This window comes from Streptomyces sp. R-74717 (genome assembly GCF_047305335.1).
Taxonomy (GTDB): Bacteria; Actinomycetota; Actinomycetes; order Streptomycetales; family Streptomycetaceae; genus Streptomyces; species Streptomyces atratus.
On the sequence record NZ_CP102361.1, the window covers coordinates 4,405,922 to 4,421,618 of the forward strand.

Below are 15,697 nucleotides of genomic sequence, written 5' to 3' on the forward strand. Positions count from 1 at the left end.
TGACCTGCAACAACGAGCAAATCCGTCACCCCGGAACCCCGCCCTGCGCCACACATCACCACTTTGGGCTTGCCGATGACGCCACAGTGATGCCACTATGGCGTCATGGATCTCACGCCGTACATCGAAACACTCCGCAGGGAACTGGCGGTGGCCGCCGAAGCCGGGGGTGACGAAGCCCGCGAGCTCGCCGAGCGACTGACCGCGCCGCTGGAGTCGGCGACCCGACTGACCCTGCTCAATGCGCTGTCCGCCGCCACGGACGAGATCACCCGTGAACTCGCCCCCGGCTCGGTCGACGTACGACTGCGTGGCCTCGACCCCGACTTCGTGGTGGTGCTGCCGCAGCACGAGGACCGGACCGAACCGCTCGACGCACCGGCGCCCGCACCGGCCCCGGTCCCCGCCGACGGCGACGAGGGCGGCACCGCCCGCGTCAATCTGCGTCTGCCGGCCCACCTCAAGGCGCGCGCCGAGGAGGCCGCGAGCCGCGAGGGCCTGTCGGTCAACGCGTGGCTGGTGCGGGCCGTGTCGGCCGCGGTCGACACGGGCGGCGCCGCCACGGCCCGTACCCCCCAGAAGGCCAGGACCATCGGCCAGAGCTTCACGGGCTGGGTGCATTGACCAGCCCCCGGAACGACTTCGCCCGCACCACGTCCCACCAGCGGGGACGCCACGAACACCCAAGAGGACCCAAGAGGACGGGACAGCCATGCCTTCTTTCGACACTCCCCAGCCGATCTCGGTCAACGCCCACGTGGACGCGGGATCCATCCAGTTCGCCGCGGCCGACCGCGCCGACACCGTCGTGGACGTAGCCCCCCGCAACCCGAACAAGGGCCAGGACGTGCGGGCCGCGGAGCAGACCGAAGTCACCTACTCGGGCGGCAAACTGCACATCAGGACGCCCAAGCAGCGCTATCTCGTCGGGCCCACCGGAACCGTCGACGTGACGGTCGAACTGCCCACGGGCTCGCGTGTCGACATGACCGGCGCCTGGGCCCAGGTGCTCGGCGAGGGCCGGCTCGGCGAGGTCCACGTGAAGACCTCGTCCGGCGACGTCCGCCTCGACACGACCGGGCCGCTCCAGCTGACCGCCTCCCACGGCTCGATCACCGTCGACCGGATCGAGGGCCCCGCCGAGATCACCACCAGCTCCGGCAGCCTGCGTGTCGGCACCGTCGACGGCACCGCCGTCCTGAAGAACTCGCACGGCACCACGACCGTCGGCGCCGCGACCGGCGACCTGCGGGTGAGCGGCGCCAACGGCGACATCAGCATCGAGCGCGCCGAGAGCTCGGTCGCCGCCACCACCGCCCACGGCACCCTGCGCGTGGGCGAAGTCGCCTGCGGAACCGTTCAGTTGGAGACCTCCTACGGCGCCATCGAGGTCGGCATCCGCGAGGGCACCGCCGCCTGGCTCGACGTCAGCTCCGGCCGCGGGCAGGTGCGCAACACGCTCGACGCCTCCGAGACCCCGGAGAAGACCGAGGACACCGTCGAGGTCCGCGCCCGGACCCGCTGGGGCAACATCGACGTCCGCCGCGCCCGCGCCTGAGCGTCCACCTTCCACTCCATTCCAGTCACTCCACTCCAGTCTTCGATCGGGAGGGCCCCATGCCTTCATCTGTCATGCCCACGCCCAGAAGCGGCAACGGCCAGGAGCCGCCCGCCGCCGTCTCCGCCGTCGGCCTGCGCAAGTCGTACGGCGACAAGACCGTGCTCGACGGGATCGACCTGCGCATCCCGGCCGGGTCCGTGTTCGCGCTGCTCGGGCCCAACGGCGCCGGCAAGACCACCGCCGTGAAGATCCTCTCCACCCTCATCTCCGCCGACCCCGCCTCCGGTGAGATCCGCGTCGGCGGCCACGACCTCGCCGCCGACCCACAGGCCGTGCGCGCCGCGATCGGGGTCACCGGGCAGTTCTCCGCCGTCGACGGGCTGATCACCGGCGAGGAGAACATGCTCCTCATGGCGGACCTGCACCACCTGTCCAAGCGCGAGGGGCGTCGGGTCGCCGCCGAGCTGCTGGAGCGGTTCGACCTGGTCGAGGCCGCGAAGAAGCCCGCCTCCACCTACTCCGGCGGCATGAAGCGCCGCCTCGACATCGCGATGACCCTGGTCGGCAATCCGCGGATCATCTTCCTCGACGAGCCGACCACCGGCCTCGATCCGCGCTCCCGCCACAACATGTGGGGCATCATCCGCGAGCTGGTCTCCGACGGCGTCACCGTCTTCCTCACCACCCAGTACCTGGACGAGGCCGACGAACTCGCCGACCGCATCGCAGTGCTCAACGACGGCAAGATCGCCGCCGAGGGCACCGCCGAGGAGCTGAAGCGGCTCATCCCCGGCGGACACGTCCGGCTCCGCTTCACCGACCCGGCCGCGTACCAGTCCGCCGCCCTCGCCCTGCGCGAGGTCACCCGGGACGACGAGGCGCTGTCGCTGCAGATCCCCAGCGACGGCAGCCAGCGCGAACTGCGCTCCATCCTCGACTGGCTGGACTCGGCCGGCATCGAGGCCGACGAACTGACCGTCCACACGCCCGACCTCGACGACGTGTTCTTCGCCCTGACCGGCAGCGATACCAACGTCCCCAACCAGCCCAAGGAGACCGTCCGATGAGCTCCCTCGCCCTCGCCGCACGCGACTCGTCCACCATGCTGCGCCGCAACCTCCTGCACGCCCGGCGCTACCCGTCCCTCACCCTGAACCTGCTGCTCACCCCGGTCATGCTGCTGCTGCTCTTCGTCTACATCTTCGGCGACGCGATGAGCGCGGGCATCGGCGGCGGCGGTCCGGACCGCTCCGCATACATCGCCTACATCGTCCCGGGCATCCTGCTGATGACCATCGGCGGCACCGTGGTCGGGACCGCGGTGTCCGTCTCCAACGACATGACCGAGGGCGTCATCGCCCGCTTCCGCACGATGGCGATCCACCGCGGCTCGGTGCTCGTCGGGCACGTCGTCGGCAGCGTGCTGCAGTCGATCATGAGCGTGGTCCTCGTGGGCGCCGTCGCCGTGGCCATCGGCTTCCGGTCCGCCGACGCCACCGCCCTGGAGTGGCTGGCGGCGTTCGGGCTGCTCGTGCTCTTCGCCACGGCGCTCACCTGGATCGCGGTCGGCATGGGCCTGATCAGCCCGAACGCCGAGGCCGCCAGCAACAACGCACTGCCGATGATCCTGCTGCCGCTCCTGTCCAGCGCCTTCATCCCGGTCGACACGATGCCGGGCTGGTTCCAGCCGATCGCCGAATACCAGCCCTTCACACCCGCCATCGAAACCCTGCGCGGCCTTCTCCTCGGCAGCGAGATCGGCAACAACGGGTGGCTCGCCATCGCCTGGTGCCTGGGCCTGACCGTGCTCGGCTACTTCTGGTCGACCTCGAAGTTCAACCGCGACCCGAAGTAACCGCCATGACAGCGCGGGCCGCCTCCCGCAACTCCTCCCGCCCCAGGGCGGCGCACTCCGACAACGCGTCGGCGTACGCCGCCCTGACGGAGCGCCGGAGAGGTGGCGCAGCAGCATCCGGGTCGTGCCCCGTGTTCGCGCACCTCCTCCGCAGGGCGGGGCGTCAGGTGTGGTTGTGGCTCTGCACACCCCGCACCTGGCTCTGTACCGCGCCCATGCTCGCCCCGATGACCATGGCTATGGCCAGGGCGTCCGTCATGGAGAGGGCCTGGTCGAGGATGAGGAAGCCGGCCGCGGCCGCGATCGCGGGTTCGAGGCTCATCAGGATCGCGAAGGTCGGCGCGGGCAGGCGGCGCAGCGCCATGAGTTCAAGGGTGTACGGAAGGACCGTGCTCAGCAGCGCCACCGCCGCACCCAGTCCCAGAGTGGACGGGACCAGCAGTTTCGAGCCCGACTCCAGGATGCCGAGGGGCAGAGAGAGGAGCGCGGCGACCACCAGGGCCAGGGCCAGGCCGTCCGCCTGGGGGAAGCGGCGGCCGGTGCGGGCACTGAAGACGATGTACGTGGCCCACATGGCACCCGCGCCCAGTGCGTACGCGGCGCCCACCGGATCGAGGCGGTCGAAGCCACCCCCGCTCAGCAGCACGACGCCGCCCAGCGCGAGGCCCGCCCACACCACGTTGACCAGGCGGCGGGAGGCGACCACCGAGAGGGCCAGCGGGCCCAGCACCTCCAGGGTGACCGCCGCGCCCAGCGGGATGCGGTCGGCGGCCTGGTAGAAGAGCATGTTCATGCCGCACATGGCCACCCCGAACGCGAGGACCGTGCCCCAGTCGGCGCGCGAGTAGCCGCGCAGCTTCGGGCGGCAGACGATCAGCAGGACGAGCGCGGCGACGGCCAGGCGCAGGGTGACGACCCCGAGCGCGCCGGCCCGCGGCATCAGCAGGACCGCGACGGCGGCGCCGAACTGGACGGAGAGGCCGCCCGCGACCACCAGCGCGACCGGGGCGAGTGCCGCCCTTCGGCCCTTGGGACGTACAGGACCTGCCGCCCCACCCAGGGCGGATATCGCCTCCGGTATGGCGACGGCTGCGGCCTGCTCCGCGGCCGCTGCCCCTGCTGCACTGCGCTGGTCGTTCACCTGCGGTGTTCCTCCCGAGTCCGACAGTGCATTTCAGTGCACTGCCCGATTGAAGATACTGCACTCTCGCTGTGCGATACCTCCTCTTACGGTAGGTACCTCCGCGTGGCACGTGAAATGCCTGTTGGGCTCCCGTTATGCTCCACACGCATGAGCTTTGGACGCAACGGTGACGGCCGTACCGGGAGCCGTGCGGGCCGGAGTTCCGGCCGCGGTGTCGAGGTCCGCCATCTGCGCGCCTTCCTCGCGATCGCCGACGAGGGCAACGTCACCCGCGCCGCCGCCCGCCTCCGCCTCACCCAGCCCGCGGTCTCCCGCACCCTCGCCGCCCTGGAGCAGCACCTCGGCATCCGGCTCGTCGACCGGTCCACCCACCATCTCGTCCTCACCCCCGAAGGCGTCGTCTTCCGGGACAAGGCCGCCGCCGCGGTCGCCGCGTTCGACGAGGCGCTCGACTCCGGCGGTCTGCGCCACTGGCCGCTGCGGCTCGGGCACGCCTGGTCCGCGTTCGGCCCGTACACCACACCCCTGCTCCGGCGCTGGCAGGAGCAGTATCCGCAGACCCCGCTCGAACTGCTGCGGATCGACGACCGCACCGCCGGGCTCACCCGCGGCGAGGTCGATGCGGCGTTGCTGCGGGGCCCCGTCGAGGCGCCGGGGCTCGTCACCGAGGTGCTGTTCGAGGAGGACCGGGTGGCGGCGGTGGCCGCGGACGGGCCGCTCGCCGCCCGCGCCACGCTCCGTCTCGCCGATCTGGCGGGCGGCACCGTCGTCCTCAACACCGTCTCCGGCACCACCACCGTCGATCTGTGGCCGCCGGAGGCCAGGCCCGCCGCGACCCTCACCGTCGCCAACACCGACGACTGGCTGACCGCCATCGCGGCGGGGCGCGGCGTCGGGGTCTCCGCCGCGTCCACCGCCGAAATGCACCCGCACTCAGGGGTCGCCTACCGCCCGCTCGTCGACGCCCCGTCCGTCCCGGTCCTGCTCGCCCGGCGCGACGCCCCCGGCCATCCCGCGCTGCCGAAGCTCGCCGCGCTCGTCCGCGAGATCGTGGGGCGAGACGCTGCGGAATGAGGTGCAGGACGGGTGCTCGGCCTGGACCGTACGGTCGCCTCCTACTGGCCCGAGTTCGCGGCCGGGGGCAAGGGCGCAGTGACGGTGGGGCGGGTGCACGTGTGGTGCGGGTGCGGGGTGCGCCTGCGGCGGGCCTGTCCCCCTACCCGCCCCTTCCCGGAACCGGGGCTCCGCCCCGGACCCCGGTCCTCAAACGCCGGAGGGGCTGGGGGAGCAGAAAGATGAGGGGGCAAAGGGGGTGAGGAGCCTAGGGGCCGGGAGGTCCCGCGGACGGGATCTCGTCGTTCAGGCCCTGCGCCAGCACCTCCGCCAAATGTCTCGCCCTCACACCGCCCAGTTGCTCCAGCTGCGTACGGCAGGAGAAGCCGTCCGCCAGGAACTCCGTGCCGGGCTCCGCGGCCCGTACCGATGGCAGCAGGGCCTCCTCCGCGCACGCCGCCGATACCGCCCAGTGGCCCCGCTCGAAGCCGAAGTTCCCGGCCAGTCCGCAGCAGCCGCCGCTCAGCTCACCGGTCAGTCCGGCCCGTTCACGCAGGCGGCGGTCCGCCGCGTCGCCCAGGACCGCGTGCTGGTGGCAGTGGGTCTGGCCGGTGGCCGGGCGGTCGAGGCGGGGCGGTTGCCAGTCGGGGGCGTACTCCTCCAGGTACTGCGCCAACGTCCGGACCGAACCCGCGAGTTCGGCCGCGCGGGGGTCGTCGGGGAGGAGTTCGGGCAGGTCCGTGCGGAGAGTCGCGGCGCAGCTCGGTTCGAGGACGACGAGCGGGTCGCCGAGGCAGACGCCCATCCGGTCCAGGGTCCGGCGCATGACCTTGCGGGCCTTGTCGAGCTGGCCCGTGGACACGTACGTGAGGCCGCAGCACACACCCCGGCCGGGGTACACGGCTGTGCGGCCCGCCGCCTCAAGGACCCGGACCGCCGCTTTTCCGACCTCCGGGGACAGGTACGTCGTGAAGGTGTCCGGCCAGACGGTCACCGTCCGGGCCCTCCACCGGCCGTCCGGCAGGATCCGCGTCTTCCCGTTCCAGCCCTTGCGGACCCACCGGGTGAACGTCTCCCGCGCCAGTACCGGGAGCGTCCGCTCCGGAGCGATGCCCGCCAGCCGTTTGGCCAGGGCCGCCAGCGGTCGGACCCGGGCCAGGGCGTTCAGGGCAGGTGCGAACGGGGCCGCCGCACGCAGCCAGGCCGGCAGCCGTCCCATCGAGTAGTGGGCGGCCGGGCGCAGCCGCCCCCGGTAGTGGTGGTGCAGGAACTCCGCCTTGTACGTGGCCATGTCGACACCCACCGGACAGTCGCTGCGGCAGCCCTTGCAGGACAGGCAGAGATCGAGCGCGTCGCGCACCTCCGTCGACCGCCAGCCGTCCGTGATCACCTCGCCCGCGAGCATCTCGTGCAGCAGGCGGGCCCGGCCGCGGGTGGAGTGGGCCTCCTCGCCGGTCGCCCGGAACGACGGGCACATCACACCCGCGCCCGCCGGCTGCGCCGTGCGGCATTTGGCGACGCCCACGCATCTGCGTACCGCCGCGGAGAAGTCGCCGCCGTCGTGCGGGTAGCCGAACGTGACGTCCACCGGGCGCTTCGGCAGCACCTCGAAGCGGAGGTTCTCGTCGAGCCGGGCGGGGTGGGTGAGGATGCCGGGGTTCATGCCGCCGTACGGGTCCCAGATGTTCTTGAACCGGGAGAAGAGGGCGACCAGTTCGTCTCCGTACATCCGTGGGAGCAGTTCGGCCCGCGCCTGGCCGTCGCCGTGTTCCCCGCTCAGTGATCCGCCGTGCGCGACGACCAGGTCCGCCAGCTCCTCGGAGAAGCGGCGGAAGCGGACCACTCCCTCGGGGTCCAGCAGGTCGAAGTCGATCCGCACGTGGATGCAGCCGTCGCCGAAGTGCCCGTACGGGGTGCCGCGCAGCCCGTGGGCGACGAGCAGGGCACGGAAGTCGCGGAGGTACGGGCCGAGGCGGGCGGGCGGTACGGCGCAGTCCTCCCAGCCGGGCCAGGCCTCCGTGCCGTCCGGCATCCGTGTGGCGGTGCCGGCGGCGTCCTCGCGGATGCGCCACAGGGCCCGTTGTCCGGCCGGGTCGGTGACGACCAGGCCGGCCGGCGCGTCGGCCGCACGGAGGATGCGCCCGGCGTGCGCACGCGCCTCGGCCGGGGTGGCGCCGCCGGTCTCCACGAAGAGCCAGGCACCTCCGCGCGGCAGCCCGGCCGGTTCCCGCACGAGATCGGCGGCCATGCCCTCCACGGTCAGGGGATGGAACGGGAGCAGGCCACAGGCGGCTTCGGCGGCCGCGGACTCGTCGGCGTATGCGAGAACGGCGAGCGCGCGGGCCGCCGGTGCCTCGACCAGTTGTACGGTCGCCTCCGTCACCACACCGAGCGTGCCCTCGCTGCCGCAGAAGGCGCGGACGAGGTCGGTTCCGCGCTCGGGCAGGAGTGCGTCCAGGGCGTATCCGGAGATACGGCGCGGGAGTTCGGGGAATCCGGTGCGCAGGAGGGCGAGGTTCTCGCCGATGAGTTCGGTGAGTCCGATGAGTCCGGTGGGTCCGGAGAGCCTGGTGGGCGGTTCGGCCTCCCCTGCCCGGACCAGACGCAGCGTGTCGCCGCCGTAGCGGGCCACGGTCAGGGCGCGCACATTGTCGGCCGTGGTGCCCCACGCGACCGAATGCGCGCCGCAGGAGTTGTTGCCGATCATGCCGCCCAGCGTGCAGCGGCTGTGCGTGGAGGGGTCGGGGCCGAAGGTGAGGCCGTGCGGTGCGGCAGCGGTGCGCAGGTCGTCCAGGATCACTCCCGGCTGGACCGTCGCGGTACGGGATTCGGCGTCCAGCTCGACGATCTTCCGCATATGGCGGGTGAGGTCGAGGACGACGCCGGTACCGGTGGCCTGACCGGCGATGGAGGTGCCGCCGCCGCGCGGTACCACGGGCACGGCGTGTGAACGGCAGACGGCGAGCGCGGCGGCTACGTCGTCGGCGTCGCGCGGGGTGACGACGCCGAGCGGTACGCGGCGGTAGTTGGAGGCGTCCATCGTCGTCAACGCCCTTGCGGTGGGGCCGAAGTCGACCTCTCCGCGGACCGCGGCGCTCAGCGCCTGCGCGAGTGCGGCGGATTCCGACGGTGTGCGATGTGCGGCCATGGGCCCAGGATGCCGTTGATCCGGTCACTCGGCGGCCCCGCGCCCGCGCGATTCCCCCGAATACGTCAATACGTCGGAATACGTCGGACGCGTAGTCACATACGTGACAGAGAACGCCACAAGTACTTCCCAAATAGAGCGTCAATTCTCATATAGTGACCACGACTTGCCTTGGAATTATCAGCTCCAGTTGTCGCTTTCGTCCCTGTCGTACCGAACTGCCCCGATCAGGCCTTTTGGCCCTGCCTGCCCTGCCCGTCCCGTTTACCCCGTCCGCCCCAAGGACTGCACTTGAGCCCCTCATCCCGGCCGACCGCACTGGCCCTGCTGATCTCACTGGCCGTCACCGGATCCCTGTGCCTGTGGGCGGTCGTCGCCGCCCCCGACTCGGTACGGACCACGCTGGCCTGGGGGGCGGGCGCCGCCGCCGTGCTGCTGTCCGCCGCCGTGGCCGCCGCCGTCCATGCCCGCGCCACCGCGAACCGGTTGCGCGCCCGTCTCGCAGCGGAGACCCAGCGGTTCACCGGCGAGATCAGCCGGCTCGTCTCCGCCTCCGCGGCCGAGGGCCAGCGGTTCACCGCCGAGACCGCCCGGACCAAGGCCGCCGCCGAGGCCGAGACCGCGCGGATCGCCTCGCAGGCCGCCGCCGATACCGAGCGGCTCACCGCCGACGTCGAGCGGCTCGGCGCCCGCGCGGCCCGCAGCGACACCGAGCGTTCCGCCGCGGTCGCCGCCTGCGCCAACGCCGCGGGCCGGATGCAGGCCCTGGCCACCAGCATGCTCGCCGACCTGCGCGAGATGGAGCACCGGCACGCCGCCGAGGACGTGCTCGGCGATCTGCTCCATCTGGACCACCGCACCGCCCAGGCGGGCCGGCTCGCCGACTCCATCGCCGTGCTGACCGGCGCCCGCTCCGGACGGCGCTGGGCGAAGCCGATCGTGATGGAGTCGATCCTGCGCGGCGCGATGGGCCGGATCAGCGGCTATCAGCGGGTACGTCTCCACTCGACCAGCGATGTCGCGGTCGCCGGCCACGCCGCCGAGGGCGTCATGCACGCGCTCGCCGAACTTCTCGACAACGCCGCCAACTTCTCGCCGCCGACGGCGGAGGTCCATGTGTACGTCGAGGAGGTGCCGGCCGGCATCGTCCTGACCGTCGAGGACAGCGGCCTGGTCATGAGCGATGTGCAGCTGCGCCGCGCCGAGCGCGCGGTGTCGGCCACCAACCAGGACCTGACGGGTCTTTCCGGCACCCGGCTCGGCCTCGCCGTCGTCGGCCGGCTGGCCCGTAAGCACGGTCTGACCGTGTCGTTCCGGCCGTCCGCGCGCGGCGGCACGGGCGCCCTGATGATGCTTCCGCAGGAGCTCCTCACCCGGACCCCGGTTCCGGTCCCTGAGCCGACGCCCCAGTCGGCGCCCCAGCCGGCATCCGAGCCCGCATCCGAGCCGAGGCCCGAGCCGGAGCCCACGCACGAAACGGCTGCCACGACGGCAACGGAAGCCGTCCCCGCACCCTCGGACTCCCCCGCGTCCGAGACCACCGGCAACCTCCCCCGGTTCGGCGAGAGCGGGCTCCCCAAGCGCTCCCGCGGCCGCACCCTCGCCGCCGCCGAGGCCCGTACCAACGCGGGCGGTGCCGCAACTCCCCGGCCCCGTACCGCCGACCCCAAGGAACAGGCAGCCCGCTTCAGCAGCTTCCGCCAGGCTGTTCGGGCCAACTCCCCGCACCCGGAAGAAGGCAACACCCGATGACCGCGACCACCGACGAGAAGCTCAACTGGCTGCTGGAGGGGCTCCTGGAGCGTACCCCCGGCACCCGCCATGCCCTTGTCCTGTCCAGGGACGGACTCAAGCTGTGCCGTACCCCCGAGCTCTCCGTCGACCAGGCCGACCAACTGGCCGCGATCTCGGCCGGTATCCAGAGCCTGTCGCACGGCGCGTCCGTCGAGTTCGGTGACGGCACCGGCGGCGTACGGTCCGCGATGGCCGAGTTCTACGGCGGTGTGCTGTTCATCGTCGAGGCGGGTGCGGGCGCCCATCTCGCGGTCGTCGCCTCGGAGGACGCCGACGTCGGCCTCATCGGCCACAACATGAGCGAACTCGTCGAGCAGCTCGGCGAGCACCTGAGCGCCCCGCCGCGTTCTTCCTCGGCCCCCGAGGCCGCCGCGGTCGTCGACGCGACAGCGAACGTATGACCCGCCCCCGTCCCGGCCGGGACGACGACCCGGACCGGCTGTACACCCTCACCGGTGGCCGCAGCCGGTCCGATTCGGACGCCTTCGACCTGGTGACGCTGGTCGTCTCCGAGTGCGAACCGGCTCCCGGCATGCAGTCGGAGCACGTCGCGATCCTGCGGATGTGCACGCGGCCCACCGCGGTCGTGGAGATCGCGGCGAGCCTCGGCCTGCCTGTCAGCATCGTCCGGATCATGCTGTCCGATCTGCTGGACACCGGCCGGATCAGCGCCCGTCACCCCCGTACCGCCCGTGTCGCGGACCGGCTCCCCGACCCCGACATCCTGGAACAGGTGCTCGTTGGACTCCGCAACCTCTGACCGTGCCGCCCTGCAGGCGACGGCCGACAACGGACTGAAGATCGTCGTCGTCGGCGGCTTCGGTGTCGGCAAGACCACCATGGTCCGATCCGTCAGCGAGATCCGTCCGCTGAACACGGAAGAGACCATGACCAGCGCGGGCGAGGCCGTCGACCATCTCGACGGTGTGCAGTCGAAGACGTCCACGACGGTCGCCTTCGACTTCGGCCGGATCTCGCTCGACGAACGCTCGGTGCTGTACCTGTTCGGCGCCCCCGGTCAGGAACGGTTCTGGTTCCTGTGGGACCGGCTGTTCTCGGGCACGCTCGGTGCCGTCGTCCTCGTCGACACCCGCAGGCTCGCCGACTCCTGGTACGCGATCGACCGCCTGGAACACCACGGCACGCCGTTCATCGTGGCGTGCAACGACTTCGGCGGCCCGCTCCACACCGAACAGCAGATACGGGAGGCGCTCGACCTCTCGGACGACGTGCCCCTGGTGGAGTGCGACGCCCGGGACCGTTCGTCCAGCAAGTACGTACTGATCACGCTGGTCGAGTACCTGCATGCCCTGTCGCAGGGCAATGCCTCCGCCACGTCCGCCGACCCGTCCGCCGCCCGTCCGGAGATCACGGCGGAGAAGACCCCGGAGCCCACCTCGTGACCCAGCCCCCGGCGCCGACCCCCGGCTGCCCCGTGTCCCAGGGCCGCGCCCCGCTCTCCGGCCCCCGGTTCCAGACCGAACCGACCCGGCTGTACCGGGAGATGCGCCGTGACCACGGGGCCGTGGCGCCCGTCGTCCTCGACGGCGACATCCCCGCCTGGCTCGTGCTCGGCTACCGCGAACTGCACCAGCTGACCAGCGACCCGGTGCTGTTCAGCCGCGACTCCGACCTGTGGAACCAGTGGGACCGCATCCCCGACGACTGGCCGCTGCTGCCGATGATCGGCCGCAAGCAGCCGTCGATCCTCTACACGGTCGGCCCGCGGCACACCGAGCGCGCCGGAATGATCAGCAATGCGCTGGAGGCCGTCGACCCGTTCGCACTGAAGCGGTACGCGGAGGAGTTCGCCGACGGTCTCGTCGACCGGTTCTGCTCCACGGGCGGGACCGAGATCATCGCCGAGTACACGATGCTGCTCCCCGCCCTCGTACTGGCGAAGATCTACGGCTTCAGCGACACCGTCGGCGCGGCGCTCGTGGGCTCGCTCAACGACATGATCGACGGCCGGGAGCGGGCCCTCGCCGGGCAGCAGCACCTCGCCTCGTCCATGGTCCAGCTGCTGGTCGACAAGCACGCCGCGCCCGGCGACGACGTCGCCACGCGGATGCTCGCCGACACGGGCGGTTTCACCGACGAGGAGATCGCCCAGGACCTGATGGTCATGATGGCCGCGGGCCACCAGCCGACCGCCGACTGGATCGGCAACTCGCTGCGGCTGATGCTCACCGACGACCGGTTCGCCGCCTCCCTCTCGGGCGGCAGGCACAGCGTCGCCGAGGCCATGAACGAGGTGCTCTGGGAGGACACCCCGACGCAGAACATCGCGGGCCGCTGGGCGTCGCGCGACACCCATCTCGGCGGGCGCCACATCCAGGCGGGCGACCTGCTGCTGCTGGGCATCGCCGCCGCCAACTCGGACCCGCAGGTCCGCACCGACGGTTCCGCGCTGACCGGCGGCAACAACGCGTTCCTCTCCTTCGGCCACGGCGAGCACCGCTGCCCGTTCCCGGCCCAGGAGACCGCCGAGGTCATCGCCCGTACCGGCATCGAGGTGCTGCTGGACCGGCTCCCGGACATCGACCTCGCCGTCCCCGCCGAACGGCTCACCCGGCGCCCGTCCCCGTGGCTGCGGGGCCTGACGGACCTGCCGGTGGCCTTCACGCCCACCCCTGCCGTCGGAACGGCCGCCGGGCTCGCCATCGGAGGCCAGAGATGACCCGGATCGCCCTCGACCCCTTCGTCGCCGACCTCGACGGCGAGAGTGCCCGGCTGCGGGCGGCGGGCCCGCTCGCCGAGGTGGAACTGCCGGGCGGAGTGCACTGCTACGCGGTCACCCACCACGCCGAGGCGCGGCAGTTACTCACCGACAGCCGGATCGTGAAGGACATCAACGTCTGGGGCGCCTGGCAGCGCGGCGAGATACCGATGGACTGGCCGCTGATCGGCCTCGCCAACCCGGGCCGCTCCATGCTCACGGTCGACGGCGCCGACCACCGCCGACTGCGCACCCTGGTCGCGCAGGCGCTCACCGTGAAGCGGGTGGAGCGGCTGCGGGCCGGCATCGAGGCGCTGACCACGGCGAGCCTGGACCGGCTGGCCGCGCTGCCCCGGGGCGAGAGGGTCGACCTGAAGGCGGAGTTCGCGTACCCGCTGCCGATGAACGTGATCAGCGAACTGATGGGTGTGGACAGCGCGGACCACCCACGGCTGAAGGAGCTCTTCGAGAAGTTCTTCTCCACGCAGACGCCGCCGGAGGAGGTCCCGCAGATGATGGCGGACCTCGGCGCGCTCTTCACGGAGATCGTCGACTCCAAGCGGGAGAACCCGGGCGACGACCTCACCAGCGCGTTGATCGCGGCCTCCGAGGACGGTGACCACCTCACCGACGAGGAGATCGTCAACACCCTCCAGCTGATCATCGCGGCCGGTCACGAGACCACGATCAGCCTGATCGTGAACGCGGTCGTCGCGCTCCAGACGCACCCCGAGCAGCGCAAGCAGGTGCTGAACGGGCAGGTGCCGTGGGAGAACGTGATCGAGGAGACCCTGCGCTGGAACACCCCCACGTCCCATGTCCTGATCCGGTTCGCCACACAGGACGTCGAGGTGGGCGACAAGGTCCTGCCGAAGGGCGAGGCGCTGATCGTCTCCTTCGGTGCGCTGGGCCGTGACGAGGCACAGCACGGGCCGACGGCCGGTGACTTCGACATCACCCGCTCCCCCAACCGCCACATCGCGTTCGGCCACGGCCCGCACGTCTGCCCGGGTGCGGCACTGTCCCGGCTGGAGGCGGGGGTGGCACTGCCCGCGCTGTACGAGCGGTTCCCGGAACTGGAGCTCGCCGTCCCGGCATCCGAGTTACGGAACAAGCCGATCGTCACCCAGAACGACCTGTACGACCTGCCGGTCGAACTGGGCTGACCCGGCCTCCCGCACACGGTCCACGAGCCGGAACGCACGCGGTCCACGGACCGGAGCGGGCGTCTCATCCGACGGACACGGTCCTCGACCGTGTCCGTGAGGTACTACGCTCCGGTTCGTGGCCGATATCCAGATTCCCGCTGACATCAAGCCCGCCGACGGACGCTTCGGCGCCGGTCCTTCCAAGGTGCGGACGGAGGCGCTCGACGCGCTGGCCGCCACCGGTACGTCTCTTCTCGGTACGTCCCACCGCCAGGCCCCGGTCAAGAACCTGGTCGGTGCGGTGCGTCAGGGCGTGCGCGACCTCTTCTCCCTCCCCGAGGGCTACGAGGTGATTCTGGGCAACGGCGGCTCCACCGCCTTCTGGGACATCGCGACGCACGGACTCATCGAGACGAAGTCCCAGCACCTCAACTTCGGCGAGTTCTCGTCGAAGTTCGCGAAGGCCGCCAAGCTCGCCCCGTGGCTGGCCGACCCGACCGTGATCGCCTCCGACCCGGGCACCCACCCGGACCCGCAGGCCGAGGCGGGCATCGACGTCTACGCGTTCACGCACAACGAGACCTCGACCGGTGTCGCCGCGCCGGTCAAGCGCGTCGCGGGCGCCGACGAGGGCTCCCTGGTCCTGGTGGACGCCACCTCCGGTGCGGGTGGCCTGCCGGTCGACATCACCGAGTCGGACGTCTACTACTTCGCCCCGCAGAAGTCGTTCGCCTCCGACGGCGGCCTCTGGATCGGCGTGTTCTCCCCGGCGGCCCTGGAGCGCGCCGCGCGCATCCACGCGTCGGGCCGGCACATCCCGGAGTTCTTCTCGCTGCCGACGGCGATCGACAACTCCCTGAAGAACCAGACGTACAACACCCCGGCGCTCGCCACGCTGTTCCTTCTGAACGAGCAGCTGAACTGGCTGAACACCCAGGGCGGCCTGGACTTCTCGGTCCGCCGCACGGCCACCTCGGCGCGGAACCTGTACGGCTGGGCGGAGGAGTCCAAGTACGCGACCCCGTTCGTCACCGACCCGGCGAAGCGCTCGCAGGTCATCGGCACGATCGACTTCGCGGACGAGATCGACGCCGCCGTCGTCGCCAAGGTGCTGCGCGCCAACGGCATCGTCGACACCGAGCCGTACCGCAAGCTGGGCCGCAACCAGCTGCGCGTGGCGATGTTCCCGGCGATCGACCCGTCGGACATCCAGGCGCTGACGGCCTGCATCGACTACGTGATCGAGAAGCTGTAACGAATACGCACACACGAGAA

14 protein-coding genes are annotated in these 15,697 nt (G+C 71.5%); 12 read left to right on the forward strand and 2 right to left on the reverse strand.

The window, feature by feature from the left end:
• The first annotated feature begins 105 nt into the window (after nt 1–105).
• The 4 genes from NRF20_RS19940 to NRF20_RS19955 all read left to right on the forward strand — a co-directional run bounded on the left by NRF20_RS19940 (nt 106) and on the right by NRF20_RS19955 (nt 3,416).
• Complete coding sequence (locus tag NRF20_RS19940) at nt 106–624, forward strand: hypothetical protein (protein ID WP_398630218.1); 519 nt, start codon at nt 106–108, stop codon at nt 622–624.
• Nucleotides 625–712: 88 nt separating this feature from the next.
• Nucleotides 713–1,558 (forward strand): DUF4097 family beta strand repeat-containing protein, encoded by an 846-nt coding sequence (locus NRF20_RS19945; protein WP_398630217.1) that lies wholly within the window; start codon nt 713–715, stop codon nt 1,556–1,558.
• Nucleotides 1,559–1,617: 59 nt separating this feature from the next.
• On the forward strand, nt 1,618–2,628 hold the full coding sequence (locus NRF20_RS19950; RefSeq protein WP_413752994.1) for an ATP-binding cassette domain-containing protein: 1,011 nt from the start codon (nt 1,618–1,620) through the stop codon (nt 2,626–2,628).
• The gene (locus NRF20_RS19955; protein ID WP_398630215.1) at nt 2,625–3,416 is read left to right on the forward strand and encodes an ABC transporter permease; all 792 of its coding nucleotides are present in this window, start codon (nt 2,625–2,627) and stop codon (nt 3,414–3,416) included. Before NRF20_RS19950 ends, NRF20_RS19955 begins: the two co-directional genes overlap by 4 nt.
• 163 nt (nt 3,417–3,579) lie before the next feature.
• On the opposite strand, the gene NRF20_RS19960 is transcribed toward NRF20_RS19955, so the two are convergent.
• On the reverse strand, nt 3,580–4,557 hold the full coding sequence (locus NRF20_RS19960) for an EamA family transporter (RefSeq protein ID WP_398630214.1): 978 nt from the start codon (nt 4,555–4,557) through the stop codon (nt 3,580–3,582).
• Between the two features lie 150 nt (nt 4,558–4,707).
• Here NRF20_RS19960 and NRF20_RS19965 point away from each other — a divergent pair, with 150 nt between their 5' ends.
• Nucleotides 4,708–5,634: a LysR family transcriptional regulator gene (locus NRF20_RS19965; RefSeq protein WP_398630213.1), complete on the forward strand. Its 927-nt coding sequence runs from the start codon at nt 4,708–4,710 to the stop codon at nt 5,632–5,634.
• Between the two features lie 247 nt (nt 5,635–5,881).
• On the opposite strand, the gene NRF20_RS19970 is transcribed toward NRF20_RS19965, so the two are convergent.
• Nucleotides 5,882–8,761 (reverse strand): FAD-binding and (Fe-S)-binding domain-containing protein, encoded by a 2,880-nt coding sequence (locus NRF20_RS19970; protein WP_413752995.1) that lies wholly within the window; start codon nt 8,759–8,761, stop codon nt 5,882–5,884.
• A gap of 291 nt (nt 8,762–9,052) precedes the next feature.
• Here NRF20_RS19970 and NRF20_RS19975 point away from each other — a divergent pair, with 291 nt between their 5' ends.
• The 7 genes from NRF20_RS19975 (at nt 9,053) to serC (ending at nt 15,677) form a co-directional block, all read left to right on the forward strand.
• Nucleotides 9,053–10,513: a sensor histidine kinase gene (locus NRF20_RS19975; RefSeq protein WP_398630211.1), complete on the forward strand. Its 1,461-nt coding sequence runs from the start codon at nt 9,053–9,055 to the stop codon at nt 10,511–10,513.
• Nucleotides 10,510–10,956: a roadblock/LC7 domain-containing protein gene (locus NRF20_RS19980; protein ID WP_398630210.1), complete on the forward strand. Its 447-nt coding sequence runs from the start codon at nt 10,510–10,512 to the stop codon at nt 10,954–10,956. The genes NRF20_RS19975 and NRF20_RS19980 overlap by 4 nt, the downstream gene beginning before the upstream one ends.
• Nucleotides 10,953–11,315, forward strand: a complete 363-nt coding sequence (locus tag NRF20_RS19985; protein WP_398630209.1) for a DUF742 domain-containing protein — start codon at nt 10,953–10,955, stop codon at nt 11,313–11,315. The genes NRF20_RS19980 and NRF20_RS19985 overlap by 4 nt, the downstream gene beginning before the upstream one ends.
• Nucleotides 11,296–11,958: a GTP-binding protein gene (locus tag NRF20_RS19990; protein WP_398630208.1), complete on the forward strand. Its 663-nt coding sequence runs from the start codon at nt 11,296–11,298 to the stop codon at nt 11,956–11,958. Before NRF20_RS19985 ends, NRF20_RS19990 begins: the two co-directional genes overlap by 20 nt.
• On the forward strand, nt 11,955–13,235 hold the full coding sequence (locus NRF20_RS19995; protein WP_398630207.1) for a cytochrome P450: 1,281 nt from the start codon (nt 11,955–11,957) through the stop codon (nt 13,233–13,235). Before NRF20_RS19990 ends, NRF20_RS19995 begins: the two co-directional genes overlap by 4 nt.
• Nucleotides 13,232–14,440: a cytochrome P450 gene (locus NRF20_RS20000; protein ID WP_398630206.1), complete on the forward strand. Its 1,209-nt coding sequence runs from the start codon at nt 13,232–13,234 to the stop codon at nt 14,438–14,440. Before NRF20_RS19995 ends, NRF20_RS20000 begins: the two co-directional genes overlap by 4 nt.
• Nucleotides 14,441–14,558: 118 nt before the next feature.
• Nucleotides 14,559–15,677: a phosphoserine transaminase gene (gene serC / locus NRF20_RS20005; RefSeq protein WP_398630205.1), complete on the forward strand. Its 1,119-nt coding sequence runs from the start codon at nt 14,559–14,561 to the stop codon at nt 15,675–15,677.
• The last annotated feature ends 20 nt before the right edge of the window (nt 15,678–15,697 follow it).